Below are 17036 nucleotides of genomic sequence, written 5' to 3'. Positions count from 1 at the left end.
ATCGCATTCCTTGCTGCGGGGCCGACTTACTTCGTCTTCTGCTGCGCGACGGGCTTGACCTTCTGGTCGGGGTTCAGGAACCCGCCCGCCGTCAGAACGACCCGTTCGGTCCCGGTCAGGCCGCCGGTGATCACCACGCCCTGTTCGGTCACGTCACCCGTCGTGACATACCGCACCTTGGCGCGATTCTCGGCGTCGAGGACATACACGAAATTGCCCTTGGGATCGCTCTGGATCGCCGACTGCGGCAGCATCGGCGCGACCTGGCCGCCCGACACGATCCGGGCCGAGGCGAAGCCGCCCGGACGCAGCGCGGGATTGTAGGTCAGCGCGACGCGCGCGATGCCCTGGCGGTTCTGCGGATCGATGATCGGCGACACCTGCCACACCTCGCCCTTGAACACGGCGGTCGTGCCGACCGGCGTCACCTCGGCGACGGTGCCGACGCGCACCCGCTGGATGTCGCCCTCGGCAAGCTGGACGCGCATCTCCATCTGGCCACCCTGTGCCATGCGGAACAGCACGCCCGAGCCGGAGCTGATGATCTGGCCCGGCTCGACCGTTCGGGTCAGCACCAGGCCGGCGGCGGGCGCGCGGATGTCGAGGCGGCGGTTGCGCGCCTGGGTTTCCTTCAGCGTCGCCTCGGCAACGCGGACGCGCGCATTGGCAGCATCGCGCGTCGCGGTCCGGCGATCGACATCGGCCTTCGAGATGAAGCCGCGACCGACAAGCTGCTGGGCACGCTCGAGCTCCGCCTGGGCAAGCGCGGCATCGGCGCGCGCGACGCGGATCTGCGCCGCCAGCGATTCGGCGGTGTTGTTCTGGACCGAGCGATCGACCGTCGCCAGCACCTGGCCGGCCTGCACCCACTGGCCGGGCTCGACCAGCACGCGGGTCACCATCCCGCCTTCGCCGGCGACGCCGACGGGCATCTCGCGCCGGGCGGCCAGGCTGCCCGTGCCGGTGATCACCGTCTGGATGTCCGAGCGTCCGGGAACGGCATAGGTCACGCTGGGCAGTGCGGCGTCGCCGTCCTTGGCCGCGCCGCTCTTGTCCGCCGTTGCCTTGCCGTCCTGCGATCCGCCGCGCATCGCGAACGCCGCGACTGCCACGATGACGACGATCGCGATCAGCCCGACGATCCAGATCCACCGCCGCCCGCGCGGAGTAGTCTCGCCCGCATATTCCAGCCGGTCGCTCTTGCCCAACATCCCTGCCTCGTAATTCATGAGCACCACCCTGCTTCCGGCAATCGCCGGTGTCCCCAGGACGAGCTGTATTAGATGAATAAGGCACCGGCTACAAGTAGCCGTTTCCCCTCCCGCGCGCCGAATGCCCGTTTCGCTCCGCTTCCGCAAGGTGAGGCGGGTCCTAATCGAACCGAAACGGCCGGGTCGAACAAAGCAATTGCAAAGACGGGCGACAGCGACGACGCTCGGTCGCGGTCCACCGATCAGGTGGACGCGATCGAGGAGGGAATGTCATGCTTCCGGACAACATCATCGGATGGCTGGTCGTCGGGCTCGTCGCCGGCGCACTGGGCAAGCTCATCATGCCGGGGCGCGATCCCGGCGGCCTGATCGTCACGATCCTGCTCGGTGTTCTGGGCGCGCTACTTGCCTATTATCTCGCGCCGCTGGTCGGCCTCGAGACGGTACGGACCAATCCCAGCTGGACCAACACGATCATCGCCTCGACCGTCGGCGCGCTGATCCTGCTGATCCTCTATCGCCTGGTCGTGGCGCGACGGTGACGAACCGGCAAAGCTGAACGGCGACCCACCGCGCCGTTCAGTCGCGGTTAGTCGGGCGTGCCCCACAGGAGCCGCAGGATATAACAGGAGACCAGTGAATGCGCGCACTTACCCTCAGCATGGCGGCGCTTGCCGCGGCTACCGTCGCGGTGCCTGCCATGGCGCAGGAGCTGCAGCGGCCGTCGATGCTGCTGCAGGAGGGAACGCTGCTCGAGGTGAGCGCCGAGGGGCGATCGACCCGGGTGCCCGACATCGCGACGATCGACGCGGGCGTCACGACGCAGGCCGCGACCGCGGCGGAGGCTTTGGCCCAGAACAACGCGAAGATGACCAGGGTGATCGCCGCGCTGAAGGGCGCCGGCGTCGCCGAGCGCGACATCCAGACCGCGACGATCTCGCTCCAGCCTCAATATCGCGACCAGACCAACGGCCAGCCGCAGCAGATCTTTGCCTATATGGCGTCGAACACGGTCAGCGTGCGCTTCCGCGACGTCGCCAGGTCCGGGGCGATCCTCGACCTGCTGGTGACGCAGGGCGCCAACACGATCTCCGGCCCCAATCTGGGCATCAGCGAGCCGGCCCAGGCGCTGGACGAAGCGCGGATCGACGCCGTGGCGAAGGCGCGGGCGCGGGCGGAACTCTATGCCAAGGCGGCGGGGCTGCGCGTCGATCGCATCCTGTCGATCTCGGACGGTGTCACGCCCACCCCGTTCCCGATGCGCGCCGATCGCATGTCGGTCCAGTCGGCCGGACTGATGGTCAGTCCGGGCGAGCAGGAATTGTCGGTCTCGGTGACGATCCGCTTCCTGCTGAAATAAGCGGGACGGACCGGCGCGAATGCGGCGGATGTGAAAAAGGGGTCGCCGGTCGCCCGGCGGCCCCTTTTTGCATGTCTTGGTCCTGAGGGTTGCCGGCGCTTAGCGCACGGCGCCGCGACGGACCAGGTTGACGATGGCGAGCAGAACGATCGCGCCGACCAGCGAGACCAGGAAGGTCGACACGGTGATCGTGCCGCTGTTGATCGAACCACCGAACAGCAGGCCGCCGATGAACGCGCCGACGATGCCGACGACGATGTTCAGGAAGATGCCCTGCTGGGCGTCGGTGCGCATCACCAGGCTCGCGAGCCAGCCGACGACGCCGCCCACGATGAGCCAAAGAATCAGTCCCATCTCGTTTCTCCGATTGGGCCCGGCGTTCGGGCCCTTCGGTACAAAAAAGTCTCAAGCGACCCACTTGTTCCCAAAGGGTTATTTTCGCTTCGACGCGCCGATTTAGGGAACCGGTACGAAAACGACCCGCCGTCCGGCGTCCGGGCGGCGGGTCGTCGATCCCGATGGGAGCGGGAAGCTCAGTATTTCTGCTGGCGTTCGTACAGCGACCGGTAATGCTGGATGCGGGTGACGCGCAGGCCGGGCATGCCCGACCGGTCGATCGCCCGCTGCCAGCCGGCAAATTCCTCGACCGTCAGGCCGTAGCGGGCGCAGACCTCGTCGACGGTCAGCAGCCCGCCATTGACCGCAGCGACCACCTCCGCCTTGCGCCGCACGACCCAGCGCGTCGTCTCGGGCGGCGGCAGCGTCTCCAGGGTCAGCGGCTCGCCGAGCGGGCCGATCACCTTTGCGGGACGAATCTTCTGGTTCTCAATCATCTACAACCTCGATCGGGGCGGGGGGCCCCCTCTCTACTCGACATCGGACCCACGCTTAGGATCGCCGGTTTGAACACCGCATAAAGCGGCAGGGTAAACATCCCCTTCATTCATGCTGCCCGTGGCGCAGCGACAGGGCGGCCCCGCGGTGGAACGAGGCGTGCAGCGGCGCGAGCAGCGCCTCGCCCGGGGTCACCAGGTCCAGCCGCGCCTGCGCACGCGCCGTCGGCGAGGCCGCCTGGCGTGCCGCGATCCCGACCATCAGCACCGCAAGCTCGGTCGGCAGCACGATCGCCGCACTGTCCCGGTCCAGCCTGGCAAAACTCAGATCCACCCGTTTCCATCCGTCGATTGCCTGTTGGACGACCGCTTCTAGGGAGGATCGATGAAGGCGGGGTAAAGGCTCCGACTACGGACCCTTAACCCTCGCGCCCGGCGGCTCCGGCGCTGCCCGCACTGGCGCCGGGCGCTCCGCGCGCCTATGTGGCGCGCGATGACCATCGGGGATTTCCAGCTTGCCGAGCCGCTTGCGGCGCGCCGCATCGTGGTCGCGATGTCGGGCGGGGTCGATTCGTCGGTCGTCGCCGCGCTGGCCGCGCGCACCGGGGCCGAGACGATCGGCATCACGCTGCAGCTCTACGATCATGGGGAGGCGGTGGGCCGCGCCGGCTCGTGCTGTGCCGGGCGCGACATCCGCGATGCGCGCGCAGTGTGCGACCGGCTGGGCATCGCCCATTATGTCTTCGATCACGAAAGCAGCTTTCGCAGCCAGGTGATCGACGACTTCGCCGACGAATATCTCGCCGGCCGCACGCCGATCCCGTGCGTGAAGTGCAATATGGGGCCCAAGTTCACCGACCTGTTCGCGCTGGCGCGCGACCTGGGCGCGGACTGCCTGGCGACCGGCCATTATGTCCGCCGGGTGATGGGCGACCAGGGCGCCGAACTGCACCGCGCGGTCGATCCGGCGCGCGACCAGAGCTATTTCCTGTTCGCCACCACCTCGGCCCAGCTCGACTATCTGCGCTTCCCGCTGGGCGGCATGCCCAAGCCCGAAGTCCGCGCGCTCGCCGCCGAACTGGGGCTGGGCGTGGCGGGCAAGCCCGACAGCCAGGACATCTGCTTCGTGCCCGACGGCAATTATGCCGCGCTGGTGAAGAAGCTGCGGCCCGAAGCCGAGACCGGCGGCGCGATCGTCGACGAGGTCGGCCGCAAGCTGGGCGAGCACAAGGGGCTGATCCACTTCACCGTCGGCCAGCGCCGCGGGCTGGAGATCGGCGGATCACCCGAGCCGCTCTATGTCCTGCGGCTCGATCCGGCGACGCGCGACGTGGTGGTCGGTCCCAAGCGTGCGCTGGCGGTCCGTGCCGCGCGGATCGAGAACGTCAACTGGATCGGCGGCGACCATCGCGGCGAGATGACGGTGAAGGTCCGCTCGCTCGCCAAGCCGGTGCCGGCGCGCTTCGACGGCGAACGGGTGACGTTCCTCTCGCCCGAATATGGCGTGGCGCCGGGCCAGGCGGCGGTGCTCTATGCCGGCGACCGGGTGCTGGGCGGCGGCTGGATCGCAGAGACCGAGCGCGCCGAGCTTGCCGCCGCCTGACCGGCGTCAGCACTCGAAGGCGAAGATCCCCTCGATCACGGTGACGCAATTGCCGCGCAGGATGGTGCGATCGCCGCTCAGCTCGCAATCGACCAGACCGCCGCGGGCCGATGCCTGATAGGCGGTGAAGCGGTCGCGTCCCAGCCGCTCGGCCCAATAGGGCGCCAGTACGGTGTGCGCCGATCCCGTCACCGGATCCTCGTCGATGCCCGCGCCGGGGGCGAAGACCCGGCTGACGACGTCGGTCGACGAGCCCGGCGCGGTGACGATGGTCAGCACGTCGCCCAGTTTGCCCAGCGCGCGGAAATCGGGGGTCAGCGCGGCAACGGCCGCTGCATCCTCGACCACGATCAGCGCATAGCCCTTGTCATGCCACAGCGTGGCCGCCGCCGTCTCCAGCCCCAGCGCCGCCAGGATATCCGGCAGCGGCTTCGGCTCGGCGCGGTGCGTCGGCAGCGCCATAGCATAGCCGGTTTCCTCGCGGCTGACCTCGAGGATCCCGGACGATTCGGTGCGGAAGGTCACCCGGTCGAGGCCGGGCTCATGACTCAGGATCATGTGCGCGGTGGCCAGCGTCGCGTGGCCGCACAGCGCGACCTCGGTCGTGGGCGTGAACCAGCGCAGATGATAATCGGCCGCCCGGGTCGGATCGCCGATCAGGAATGCGGTTTCCGCCAGGTTGTTCTCCTCGGCGATCGCCTGCAGGATCTCGTCGGCATACCAGATATCGACCATGATCACCGCGGCCGGATTGCCGGTGAAGGGGCGGTCGGCAAAGGCGTCGACCTGGGCGAAAGGCAGCTTCATGCATCGGGCTCCTTGTTGAGCAATTCGGTCTCGTCGGTTTCCGCCAGCGGATTGCCGGGCGCGTCGACATGGCCTTCGGGATCGATATGGATCAGGAACTCGCTGCCCGGGAATTCGGCGACCAGCCGCTGCTCCAGCGTCTCGACGATGTCGTGCGCCTCGGCCACGGTCATCGTCGGCGCCAGCCAGACGTGGAACTGGGCGAAATCATGCGATCCGCTGGTGCGCGTGCGCAGGTCGTGCAGCCCCTTCAGCCGGGGATGGGCAGCCGCGATCTCGACCACGCGCCGCCGTTTCTCGTCGGGCCATTCGCGGTCCATCAGCTGGTCCAGCGCCGCTTCGGACGCGCGCCACGCGCCGAACATCAGCCAGAAAGCGATGGCAATGCCGAACACGGCGTCCGCCCCGGTAATGCCCAGCGTGTCGATCAGCAGCGCGGCGATCACCGCCGCGTTCAGCAACAGGTCCGAGCTGTAGTGCATCCGGTCGGTGCCGATCGCGATCGACCCGGTCCGGCGCACGACCGATTTCTGATAGGTGATCAGCGCAAGCGTCGCCCCCATCGCGACCAGCGACACGCCGATGCCCGCCTCGGGCGCCAGCGCCGGGGTCGGGGCCAGCAGCCGCGGGATGGCGCGCACCAGGATCGCGAAGGCGGACACCGCGATCACCACCACCTGGAACAGCGCTGCCAGCGCCTCGGCCTTGCCATGGCCGAAGCGATGTTCGGCATCGGCCGGCTGCGACGCCCAATGGACGCCGGCCAGCGTGACGAACGAGGCGACCAGGTCGAGCCCGCTGTCGGCCAGGCTGGCCAGCATCGCGACCGAACCGGTCTTCCAGGCCGCCCAGGCCTTGAGCAGGCCGAGGAACAGCGCGACCGTCACGCTGGCGATCGCGGCGCGCCGTGCGAGATTGGTCACGGGTAGAGCAGCCCCTCGGCCCAGCCTTCGCCCTGGGGCACGAACAGGCGGCGCTCGTGCAGCCGGTGGGCGCGATCCTGCCAGAATTCGATCCGGTTCGGCGTCACGCGGTATCCGCCCCAATGCGGCGGGCGCGGCACGTCCTGCCCGTCGAACCGCGTACGGACCGCCTCGAACCGGTCCTCGAACGTCTGGCGCGCATCCAGCGGGCGCGACTGGTCCGATGCCCACGCGCCCAGCTGCGAATCCCGTCCGCGGCTGGCGAAATAGGCATCGCTCTCCGCGTCGCTCACCCGGCTGACCGGACCCTCGATCCGGATCTGGCGGCGCAGCGATTTCCAGTGGAACAACAGGCCGGCCCTGCTGCCTTCGCCCAGCTCGCCCGCCTTGCGGCTTTCGCGGTTGGTGTAGAACACGAACCCGTCCCGGCCATGCCCCTTCAGCAGCACCATCCGGACCGAGGGCTGGCCGTCGGCGCCGACCGTTGCCAGCGCCATCGCATTGGAGTCGTTGAGCTCGCTCGCGCGGGCTTCGGCATACCAGGTGTCGAACAGATCGAAGGGGTCGGTGGCCATGGCCAGCCCTGTACGATGCCGCCCTTTCGCTGTCGAGGAACGACTCCCCGCGTCGTGCTTTGAATCGGCCTCGCAACGAATGGAGGCTCTTCATGGCAGCGCGCGCCTATTGGCAGGGTCAGATCAGGCTGGCGCTCGTCTCGATCCCGGTCGAGATCTACACGGCGACCAAGTCGGGTGCCCAGGTCTCGTTCCACCAGATCCACGAGCCGAGCGGCCAGCGGATCAAATACGAGAAGGTCGCGCCCGGCGTCGGGCCGGTCGATGCCGACGAGATCATGAAGGGGTTCGAGATCGAGAAGGGCGAATATGTCCTGCTCGAACAGGACGAGATCGACGCGGTGAAGCTCGAATCGAAGAAGACGCTCGAGCTTACCCAGTTCGTCGACGCCGACGAGATCGACGTCCTCTATTACGAGAAGCCCTATTTCGTCGTGCCCGCCGACGACCTGGCCGAGGAAGCGTTCATCGTGCTGCGCGAGGCGCTGAAGCGCACCCGCAAGGTCGGGCTGGGCCAGCTGGCGATGCGCGGGCGCGAATATGTCGTCAGCCTCAAGGCGTGCGGCCGCGGCATGGTGCTGGAGACGCTGCGCTATGCCGACGAGGTCAACAAGGCGCAGGGTTATTTCCGCGACATTCCCGACCAGGAACCCGATCCCGAACTGCTAGGCCTGGCCGAATCGCTGATCGCGAAGAAGGCGGCGAAGTTCGATCCCCAGGAATTCCACGACCGCTATGTCGATGCGCTGAAGGGGCTGATCGACCGCAAGCGCAAGGCCAAGGGGCGCAAGATCATCGAGGAGAAGGAGGACGCCCCGGCCAGCCGCGGATCCAACGTCGTCGACCTGATGGCGGCGCTGAAGAAGTCGCTCGAGAAGCCGGGCGCGAAATCGAGCCCCGCGGTCAAGACCAAGCCCGTCAAGGCCGCTGCCAAGCCGGCTGCGAAGAAGACCCCGGCCAAGCCCGCGGCGCGCAAGCGCGCCTGATGGCCCGCAAGCCCGATCTGCTGGCGAAGTACAACGCCAAGCGCGACTTCGCGAAGACGGCCGAGCCCGCGGGCACGATCGCCGAGGGCGGGTCGCATCGCTTCATCGTCCAGAAGCACGATGCGAGCCGGCTCCACTGGGACTTCCGGCTGGAAATCGACGGCGTGCTGAAGAGCTGGGCGGTGACTCGCGGACCCAGCATCGATCCCGGCGAGAAGCGCCTGGCGGTGCGGACCGAGGATCACCCCCTGTCCTATGCCGATTTCGAGGGCACGATCCCGAAGGGCGAATATGGCGGCGGCACCGTGATGCTGTGGGACAGCGGCACCTGGGCGCCGATCGCGGGCAAGTCGGAAAAGGACCTGGACGAGGGCCATCTCCACTTCACGCTCCAGGGCGAGCGGATGAAGGGCGACTGGCTGCTGATCCGGCTGAAACCGCGCGGCAAGGAACGCGGCGAGAACTGGCTGCTGCGCAAGATCGACGATGCCGAGGCGGGGGCGACCGATGTCCTGGTCGAGACCGCGCTGACCAGCGTGAGCACCGGCCGGACGATGCAGGAAATCGCCGAGGGCAAGAAACCGTCGCGCGCCGCCGCGAAGCCGGGCGGGCCGGCGCGCCGCGTCGCGAAGGGCGGAAAGCGGCCCGACTTCCACGAACCGCAGCTCGCGACCCTGGTCGATGCGGTGCCGGCCGGCAATCAGTGGCTGCACGAGGTCAAATATGACGGCTATCGCGCGCTCGTCGCGCTGGGTCAGGGCGGCGCAAGGGTCTTCACCCGCTCCGGGCTCGACTGGACCGGAAAATTCCCCGGCATCGCCGAGGCCGCGGCGACCCTGTCGGCCCCGGCGCTGATCGACGGCGAGATCGTCGCCTACAAGGACGGCAAGCCCGATTTCTCCACGCTGCAGGACGCGATCTCGCGCGGGGGGCAGGGGCTGACCTATTTCGCGTTCGACCTGCTGTCCGAAGGCGGCGAGGACCTGACCGCGCTGCCGCAGATCCAGCGCAAGGAACGGCTGCGCGCGCTCGTCACCGGCGCCGACGATCGCATCCAATATTCCGAACATGTCCTCGGCGCGGGCGAGCAACTGTTCGAGGCGATGTGCCGCGAAGGCTATGAGGGCATCGTCTCGAAGCGGGCCGACGCGCCCTATCGCGGCACGCGGACGAAGAGCTGGCTGAAGGTCAAATGCACTCGCCGCCAGGAATTCGTGATCGTCGGCTGGCTGCCCAGCACCGCCAAGGGGCGTGGCTTCAGGTCGCTGCTGCTGGCGGTCAACGGGCCCGACGGCCTGGTCTATGCCGGCAAGGTCGGCACCGGATTCTCGATGGACACGCTGCACGACCTGCGAAAGGCCTTCGAAAAGATCGCCGCCAAGACCGCGCCGGTCGAGGTCCCCCGGGCCGAGGCGCGGGGTGCGCAGTGGTTGCGCCCCGAACTCGTCGCGGAGATCGCGTTCAGCGAATTCACCGCCGAGAATGTCGTGCGCCACGCCAGCTTCCTCGGCCTGCGCGGCGACAAGCCCGCGAAACAGGTCGTGATCGAGCAGGCGGCGGCCACGCCCGAGGTGCCGGCGCACGATATCAGGATCACCAGCCGCGACCGCGTCATCTATCCCGGCGAGGGCCTGACCAAGGGACAGCTGGCGGATTACTATGCCGCTGCCTCCGCGATCATCCTGCCCTGGCTCGCCAATCGTCCGGTCAGCCTCGTGCGCTGTCCGCAGGGGCGGGCGAAGCAATGTTTCTTCCAGAAGCATGACGCCGGATCGTTCGGCGACCATGTCCATCACGTCGAGATCCGCGAGAAGGACGGATCGACCGAGCCCTATCTCTATATCGACGATGCCAACGGCCTGCTCGCCTGCGTCCAGATGGGGACGATCGAATTCCACGGCTGGGGCAGCCTGGTCTCCGATGTCGAGAAGGCGGACCGGATGGTATTCGATCTCGATCCCGACGAGGGGCTCGACTTCGGAGTCGTGAAGAAGGCGGCCGAGGACCTGAAACAGCATCTTGCCGAGATTGGGCTGACCAGTTGGCCGATGCTGTCGGGCGGCAAGGGCGTCCATGTCGTGGTGCCGCTGATCCCGCGGGCAGAATGGCCCGCCGTCCGCTCGTTCGCCGAGCGGTTCGCCCGGGCGCTGAGCGAGGCCGAGCCCGAGCGCTTCACCGCCAATCTCAAGAAGGTGCAGCGCAAGGGCAAGATCTTCATCGACTATCTGCGCAACCAGCGCGGCGCGACCGCAGTCCTCCCCTATACGGCGCGGGCGCGGGAGGGGGCGGCCGTCGCGGCACCGGTCACCTGGACCGAGTTGCGCGACATCGACACGGCGCAGGCCTTTTCGATCCGCGACATCGACACGCTGGTCGAGCGCTCGAACTCGCGTGCGCTGGCCGGCTGGGGAACCGCCGACCAGGCGCTGCCGGACGTCTGACCGCCAGCGCCTGGTCGCGCGTCAGCCGTTCACCACCGTCCCGCCATTGGGATGGAGGACCTGGCCGGACATGTAGCTGGAATCCTCGCACGCCAGGAACAGGAAGCTCGGCGCGACCTCGTTGGGCTGGCCGGGCCTGCCCATCGGCGTGCCCTCGCCGAACGTCGCCAGCTTCTCGGGGCTGGCCCCGCCCGACGGATTCAACGGGGTCCAGATCGGTCCGGGCGCGACCGCGTTGACGCGGATGCCCTTGCCGACCAGATTCTCGGACAGACTGCGGGTGAAGGCGGTGATCGCCCCTTTGGTCGAGCTATAGTCGAGCAGTTCCTTCTCGCCCTGATAGGCGGTGATCGAGGTGCAGTTGATGATCGCGGCACCGTTTTCCAGGTGCGGCCTCGCTGCCTGGGTCATGAAGAACATGCCGAAGATGTTGGTCTGGAACGTCCGGCGCAGCTGTTCTTCGCTGATGTCGGTGATGTCCTTGTCGGGATGCTGCTCGCCGGCATTGTTGACCAGGATGTCGATCCGTCCGAATTCGGACATCAGCTGTTCGACGGCGCCGTCGCACATCTTCTTCGATCCGACATCGGCCTTGATGGTGATGGCGCGGCGGCCCTCGGCCTCGACGATGCGCCGGGTTTCCTCGGCATCGGCATCCTCGAGCAGATAGAGGATGCCGATATCGGCCCCCTCGCGCGCGAACAACGCGGCGACGGCGCGGCCGATGCCGCTGTCGGCGCCGGTGATCAGTGCGACCTTGCCGGCGAGCCGGCCTGACCCGGGATAACGAGGTTCCCATTCGGGTTTGGGATCCAGGGTGCGCTCCTCTCCCGGCAGCGCGTCCTCATGGATCATTTCGACGGTCTCGCTCATGGCCAAGCTCCTGATATTGCTTGGCGCGTCAACCGCGGCGGCACCTCGGGGTTCCGCTTTCAGGAGGCCGGGGCGGCGGGCGCCGCCCCAGCGGCACGGCTCATGCGGCGAGCGTGAGACCGTGGGCGCTGGTGACGACGAACAGGGTGGCCGTGATCGCGAAGGAAGCGACACCGAAGGCGAGCTGGCGGAACATGGTCTGGGTCCTTTGAACTGAGTTGAAGCTTGGCGCCGGTGCGGATCAGGCGATCGGCAGGACGGGCGTCGGGATCGAGGCGATCAGCAGCAGGCCGGTGATCATCAGCGAGCCGAGAAGGGCGGAGGTGCGCTGGAGCGAGTCGAGCTTGGTCATGGTAATTTCCCTGGTCTTGCCGGCGAACCATTCGCCAGCGATGTCAGCTACTTTGCAGGAGCCGTGCCAAACTCCGTAAGTGATTGAAAATCCAACACTCGACGTTTTGCACAGCGACATCCTGGAAAATTTCCCACCAGCGGTTGGGAAAATTTCCCAATCCGCGGCGCAGCACGCGACTGTGGTGCCACGCAGCGCCTGGCCAGGCATGAAAAAAGCCTGCCTCCGGCGGGTGCCGGGGCAGGCTCTGTCCGATTTCGGTCGGTGCCGGGCGGACCCGGCGGCGGCTCAGCCGCGACGCTTGGCCTTGTACTTGCGCACCGCGTCCAGCGTCAGGCGGATATGGTCCGCCGGGCTCATGTCGGTGTGCGAGAAGATGATCTTGCCGTCGGGCGCGATGACATAGCTGGTGCGGCTGGTGATGTTGGCCGCGCTGCCGTCCGCCTTTTTCAGCATCACGTCATAGCCAGAGATCACCTGGGCGTTCGCCGCGGCGACCGGGAACTGTCCCGCGCAATGCTGGGCCGAGAAATCGACCAGACGCTCGACATTGCCGGCGGTCATGCCGATCACGCTGGCGCCCGCCGCCTTGAACTCGGGAACCGCCTTGGCAAAGGCCGCGGCCTCGACATTGCAGCCGCCGGTAAAGGCCGCCGGGAAGAAATAGAGGACGACCGGCCCCTTCTTCAGCGCCTGGCTCAGCTTCACCGTATAGGGCTTGCCGGCCATCGCACCCTGCGCGGTGAAGTCGGGGGCCTTCACCCCCGGGGCAAGCGCGGCGGCAGCCGGAAGCGACAGGGTCAGGGCAATCGCGGCAAAGGCATAGGGGCGCATCAGGTCTCTCCCAGGAGGTTTGCGGTTCTTCTAAACTTGCGCAGACGCGAAGTCTAACGCGATGCTCAGCGCGTCAGCGCGATGCCGAGGCGCGCATGCGTGTCGCGCCGGTCGATATCGTCAAGCGTCTCGCCATAGCCGGTAAAGGCCTGGCCGAAGAGATAGATGCCGAAGCCGCCGCCCAGCGGGCGCAGCGGATAGGACGCGAAGACTTCGCCCGAGGCGCGTCCGCTCTCGAAGCTGCCGCGTGCGGTCGCCGCGACCTTCAGCCCGTCCTGTTGACGGATCGCCAGCGTCAGCGAGCTATTGCCCCAGGTCCGGCGCAGATTGGTCGCCGCCCCTTCGTTGCCGACATAGAGCCACCCCATCGGGGCGACGTCGAGCTTCCAGTCATTGCCCAGGTCGAAGCTGTGCTGCCCGCGCAGGAAGAACCGGTTCACATCGACCGATCCGGGCAGGCCGCGCCCGTTGCTGTCGTGGCGATAACCGACCGAGATCACGCTGTTCTCGCCCGCCACCACATCGGCATAGACTTCGGGGCTGTAGATGGTCGAGCGGAACGGCCCGGAGGGTTCGTTCAGCGCCCAGAACATCGTCTGGGTATAGGCAAAGCGCAGATTGCCCAGCTTCAGCGGTGCGTCGGTATCGAACGGTCGGAAGGCGAAGCTCACCTGAAGCTTCGCGCCCGAATCGTTCAGGCCGAATGCGCCATAGACCGGTTCGTGCGGCTCGAACCGGTCGAGAAACGCCGATGAGGATCCGGTCGAACTCGACACGGTCGTCTCACCCGGCGTGGGAATGTCGGCGGGCTGGTGCGCCAGTGCCGGCGGCACGGCCTGTCCGGCGATGCCGACGGGGACGTAGCGCACCTTGATGAAGGCGCCCGGGGCGACGGTGGCGCGTGCCATCGGCATGCGCTGCAGGATCAGCCGCGTGCCGTCGGTCGCGGTCACCTCGATCTCGCGCGGGCCGTCGGCGTCCAGCGGCACCCCGCTTTCGTTGATCAGGAACACCTCGACCCCGCGCAATGCGGTCCGCTCGTCGGCGACCGGCGCCGGCACCGCGCGCAGCTGCGCCGCCGCGGGCGTCGCGCCGGCCAGGCCGAAGGTGAGGAGCAGCAACTTGAGGCGCATCTGCCGGCCGGATTGGCAGCGCTTTGTGACGTTGGCGAGTCAAAATTGGGCGCTGGCGAAGCCGGATGGGCCGGGCTAGTGCCGGGTCATGGCCGTTTCCGAAACAGACATCGCGCTCGCCGAGCGCCTTGCCGATGCCGCCGGGGCGGCGATCCGTCCCCGCTTCCGTGCCGACTATGGGCTGGAGACCAAGGACGATGCCTCGCCCGTCACCCTTGCCGACCGCGAAGCCGAAGAGGCGATGCGCCGGCTGATCATCGCCGAACGCCCGATGGACGGCATCCATGGCGAGGAGTTCGGCGTGCGCGAGGGCAGCAGCGGCCGGCAATGGGTGCTCGATCCGATCGACGGCACCCGCGCCTTCATCGCCGGCCGGCCGATCTTCGGGACGCTGATCGCGCTGGTCGACAAGGGCTGGCCCGTCCTGGGCATCATCGATCAGCCGATCCTGAAGGAACGCTGGGTCGGCGTGGTCGGACGGCCGACGCTGTTCAACGGCGTGCCCGCCGCCACCCGCCGCTGCCGCGACGTGAAGGACGCGCTGCTGGCCACCACCTCGCCGGCGCTGTTCACCGACGACCAGCTCCATGCCTTCGAACATCTCGATGCCGGCGTGCGCAGCACCGTGCTGGGCGGCGACTGCTACAATTACGGCGCGGTCGCCTCGGGCTGGCTCGACATCGTCGTCGAGGCCGGGCTGAAGCTGCACGATTTCGCAGCGCTGGTGCCGGTGGTCGAGGGCGCGGGCGGCCGCATGTGCGACTGGGCGGGCGATCCGCTTCACGCCGACAGCATCGGCGAAGTCATCGCGGCGGGCGACCCTGCGCGGGTCGAGGAGATCCTGGAGACGCTCGCCTGCCGCGGCCATTGATCGCGCGGGCAATGACAGGATCGTAAACCAGGCCGGTCGGCCCGGACCGGCTGCGCTAGAAAATTCCCAGGAATTTCTTGCGCTGCTCCTTTTGTTCGCGGCCCGACTGTTTGCCGCTTTCCGACTTGGCGGTCGTGCCGGTGCCGACATCCCCGCGCGGACGTCCCTTCTCGTCGCGCTGGCGGCGGGCCGACGCCCCGGACAGCACCGGTCCGCAATCCGCGGCGCGGGCATCCCCGACATCGACAAAGGCAATGATCGCGGCCAGCGGGCTCGCCACCATGGCCAGACCAAGCCCGGCGCCGGCGCGCGCGACGAGTTCGCCGCTGATCGGATTGATCCTGGGCGCCGCGAACCATCCCCCGATCCCCACCGGCGACTGGCCCGAAAAGATGCTGAACTTCTTCGAATCGGCCTCGATCGCCAGGTCGAGCGACTCGTTGCGGAAGCTGAACCCGCCGCGCCCGGTCACCACATTGCCCTGGGTATCGATCAGGATCGGGTCGGCCGCGCCGATGCCGTTGCGCACGGTGAAGGCGATCAGCCCGCAATTGATCTGCACCGGCTCCTTCAGCTTCTTCTCGAACATCTTCTGGACGAACACGCCGAGGTCGAGTTCGGACAGCTGGACGTTGCGCGTCCACATCGTCCCCTTGGGGATGATCATCGCGATCCGCCCGCTGGAGGCGCTCAGCGAATCGTGCACCGTGTCGCCGACACCTTTCAGCTGCACCCGCGCCTTGATCGTTCCGCTGGTCCCCGATTCGGCCACGCCGAACCCGGCAAGCAACGTGCCCATCGGGGTCGGCGACAGGCGGATGTCGTAATCGGTGACGACGCGCGGATCGCGCGCGTTGATGACGATGTCCGAACTGACCGTGCCGCGCGCCATCGCGAAGTTGAGCGGCGACAGCGTGAGCAGGCGGTCGTCGAGGTTCAGCCCCAGCGTGACGTTCGAGATCGGCAGGTTCGGCGCGCGAAGGGTGCGGACGCGCCAGTCGACCTTCGCGTCGAAAGTCTTCAGTGCCGCGACCCGCAGCTTCGCGTCGGGAAGCACGCGCGGCGCACCGGCGACCCGCGTGATCGCCCCGGCTGCGCCCTGGGCCTCCAGCCGGGCCGGATCATAGCCGACGAACGGCCCCGCATCGACGATGTCGAGCACGCGCGTATCCAGGTTGGCGGTGATCATCAGCCGCGGGCGGCGCGTGTCGATCGTGAACTTTCCGGCCAGGTCGCTGTCGCCGAACCGGCCGCGCATCCCGGTGAAGCGCCACTCGCCTCCCTGTTTGGTCAGCGCCGATCGCATTCGGTAGCGGCGCGTGTCGGGCACCGCCACGCCCAGTATCCCGAACAGGTCGGCCAGGTTCGGTCCGCGGACATCGACATGCAGCTTCGCGCCGTCGAGCTCGGTCGCGCCGGGCAGCGTGCCGGTGATGTCGGCCAGGGTGTTGGCGCCGCGGACATGAAGCTCGAGCTTGTTCTCGCCGCCGTCGACGGTTGCGTTCGGGGTCAGCAGCGCGCCGGAGATGGTGAACCGGGTGCCGCGCGCGACCCCGCGCCCCTCGAATCGGATGGCGGTCGACAGCCGGGTGTCGACCGCCTCGACCGGCTCGAGGCCGACCGCCGCCAGCAGCCCGATCGACGGGTCGCTGTAGCGGATTTCGGTCCCAGCCGCCCGCGCGGCGCGGATCAGCGGCATGTCCAGCGGTTCGCCCTTCTGGTCGGGCGTTCCGAAGGTCCAGGTGTTGCGCCGGTGCGCCGCGTCCCAGGCCAGATCGACCCTGGCCGCGGCGAGCGACAGCCAGTTGATCCGCCGATTGCCGGTGATCAGCGACCAGGTCGAGATGCGCGCATCGACGCGCTTCGCCTCGAACAGATTGCCTTTCGACCATCGGGGATTGGCGATGGTCACGTCCTCGGCGACCAGCTTCACGTTGAACGGCGCGAAATAGAGCTGGAAGTCGCCGCCGACGCGCACCTGGCGTTCCAGCTGGCCGCCGACGATCCGCTCGAACGGCCCCTTCAGGAACCGTCCCTTGGTGACGAACAGCACTGCCCATGCCAGGACCATCAGCCCGATGAGCGAGGCGATCACCGAGAGCGTCGCCGCCGCAGGCGTGCCGATCGTGCGCAGTGCCGCCCATCGCCCGCCAGGGGCCGGCGGCGTGCCGTTCGCGATCGGCATCGAGGGGGGTGCTTCCGCCATCGACACACAAACCCCGCGCAGCGTCGGG

Annotated in this window: 17 protein-coding genes; 6 read left to right on the top strand and 11 right to left on the bottom strand. The window is 67.9% G+C overall.

What is annotated here, in order from left to right:
* Positions 1-26 precede the first annotated feature (26 nt).
* Entirely contained in the window at positions 27-1229 is a 1203-nt protein-coding gene (locus tag TPR58_RS01985; protein WP_346244919.1) for an efflux RND transporter periplasmic adaptor subunit, read from the bottom strand.
* A 254-nt stretch (positions 1230-1483) separates the two neighbouring features.
* Between TPR58_RS01985 and TPR58_RS01980 the strand changes: the two genes are divergently transcribed.
* Together TPR58_RS01980 and TPR58_RS01975 are read left to right on the top strand one after the other, a co-directional pair.
* Positions 1484-1753: a GlsB/YeaQ/YmgE family stress response membrane protein gene (locus TPR58_RS01980; RefSeq protein WP_346244918.1), complete on the top strand. Its 270-nt coding sequence runs from the start codon at positions 1484-1486 to the stop codon at positions 1751-1753.
* Positions 1754-1851: 98 nt separating this feature from the next.
* Positions 1852-2571, top strand: a complete 720-nt coding sequence (locus TPR58_RS01975) for an SIMPL domain-containing protein (protein WP_346244917.1) — start codon at positions 1852-1854, stop codon at positions 2569-2571.
* Between the two features lie 99 nt (positions 2572-2670).
* On the opposite strand, the gene TPR58_RS01970 is transcribed toward TPR58_RS01975, so the two are convergent.
* From TPR58_RS01970 to TPR58_RS01960, 3 genes are all read right to left on the bottom strand, one after another.
* Positions 2671-2925, bottom strand: coding sequence for a GlsB/YeaQ/YmgE family stress response membrane protein (locus tag TPR58_RS01970; RefSeq protein ID WP_346244916.1), 255 nt, complete (start codon positions 2923-2925; stop codon positions 2671-2673).
* A 179-nt stretch (positions 2926-3104) separates the two neighbouring features.
* Complete coding sequence (gene sciP, locus TPR58_RS01965) at positions 3105-3404, bottom strand: CtrA inhibitor SciP (protein ID WP_346244915.1); 300 nt, start codon at positions 3402-3404, stop codon at positions 3105-3107.
* A gap of 106 nt (positions 3405-3510) precedes the next feature.
* Complete coding sequence (locus TPR58_RS01960) at positions 3511-3738, bottom strand: hypothetical protein (protein ID WP_346244914.1); 228 nt, start codon at positions 3736-3738, stop codon at positions 3511-3513.
* Between the two features lie 159 nt (positions 3739-3897).
* Here TPR58_RS01960 and mnmA point away from each other — a divergent pair, with 159 nt between their 5' ends.
* Positions 3898-5007: a tRNA 2-thiouridine(34) synthase MnmA gene (gene mnmA / locus TPR58_RS01955; RefSeq protein WP_346244913.1), complete on the top strand. Its 1110-nt coding sequence runs from the start codon at positions 3898-3900 to the stop codon at positions 5005-5007.
* Positions 5008-5013: 6 nt separating this feature from the next.
* On the opposite strand, the gene TPR58_RS01950 is transcribed toward mnmA, so the two are convergent.
* The 3 genes from TPR58_RS01950 to pdxH are packed head-to-tail and all read right to left on the bottom strand — an operon-like array spanning position 5014 to position 7312.
* On the bottom strand, positions 5014-5814 hold the full coding sequence (locus TPR58_RS01950) for a PhzF family phenazine biosynthesis protein (protein WP_346244912.1): 801 nt from the start codon (positions 5812-5814) through the stop codon (positions 5014-5016).
* Complete coding sequence (locus tag TPR58_RS01945) at positions 5811-6737, bottom strand: cation diffusion facilitator family transporter (protein WP_346244911.1); 927 nt, start codon at positions 6735-6737, stop codon at positions 5811-5813. The genes TPR58_RS01950 and TPR58_RS01945 overlap by 4 nt, the downstream gene beginning before the upstream one ends.
* Positions 6734-7312 carry a pyridoxamine 5'-phosphate oxidase gene (pdxH, locus tag TPR58_RS01940; protein ID WP_346244910.1) on the bottom strand — a complete coding sequence of 193 codons (579 nt, stop codon included), beginning with the start codon at positions 7310-7312 and terminating at the stop codon, positions 6734-6736. Before pdxH ends, TPR58_RS01945 begins: the two co-directional genes overlap by 4 nt.
* Before the next feature lie 92 nt (positions 7313-7404).
* Between pdxH and ku the strand changes: the two genes are divergently transcribed.
* Positions 7405-8298 carry a non-homologous end joining protein Ku gene (gene ku / locus TPR58_RS01935; protein WP_346244909.1) on the top strand — a complete coding sequence of 298 codons (894 nt, stop codon included), beginning with the start codon at positions 7405-7407 and terminating at the stop codon, positions 8296-8298.
* Positions 8298-10739 carry a DNA ligase D gene (gene ligD / locus TPR58_RS01930; protein ID WP_346244908.1) on the top strand — a complete coding sequence of 814 codons (2442 nt, stop codon included), beginning with the start codon at positions 8298-8300 and terminating at the stop codon, positions 10737-10739. Before ku ends, ligD begins: the two co-directional genes overlap by 1 nt.
* A 21-nt stretch (positions 10740-10760) precedes the next feature.
* On the opposite strand, the gene TPR58_RS01925 is transcribed toward ligD, so the two are convergent.
* From TPR58_RS01925 to TPR58_RS01915, 3 genes are all read right to left on the bottom strand, one after another.
* Positions 10761-11612 (bottom strand): SDR family oxidoreductase, encoded by an 852-nt coding sequence (locus tag TPR58_RS01925; protein WP_346244907.1) that lies wholly within the window; start codon positions 11610-11612, stop codon positions 10761-10763.
* A 640-nt stretch (positions 11613-12252) separates the two neighbouring features.
* Entirely contained in the window at positions 12253-12798 is a 546-nt protein-coding gene (locus tag TPR58_RS01920) for a peroxiredoxin (RefSeq protein ID WP_346244906.1), read from the bottom strand.
* A gap of 65 nt (positions 12799-12863) precedes the next feature.
* Entirely contained in the window at positions 12864-13931 is a 1068-nt protein-coding gene (locus TPR58_RS01915) for a phospholipase A (RefSeq protein ID WP_346244905.1), read from the bottom strand.
* An 88-nt stretch (positions 13932-14019) separates the two neighbouring features.
* Here TPR58_RS01915 and hisN point away from each other — a divergent pair, with 88 nt between their 5' ends.
* On the top strand, positions 14020-14802 hold the full coding sequence (hisN, locus tag TPR58_RS01910) for a histidinol-phosphatase (protein WP_346244904.1): 783 nt from the start codon (positions 14020-14022) through the stop codon (positions 14800-14802).
* 55 nt (positions 14803-14857) lie between these two features.
* On the opposite strand, the gene TPR58_RS01905 is transcribed toward hisN, so the two are convergent.
* Positions 14858-17008: an AsmA family protein gene (locus tag TPR58_RS01905; protein ID WP_428835681.1), complete on the bottom strand. Its 2151-nt coding sequence runs from the start codon at positions 17006-17008 to the stop codon at positions 14858-14860.
* Positions 17009-17036: the final 28 nt, after the last annotated feature.

The organism is Sphingomonas rustica (assembly GCF_039652585.1).
GTDB classification, from domain to species: Bacteria; Pseudomonadota; Alphaproteobacteria; order Sphingomonadales; family Sphingomonadaceae; genus Sphingomonas; species Sphingomonas rustica.
Note: the sequence above shows the minus strand (reverse complement) of the source record. Positions and strands in the feature narration are given on the sequence as shown.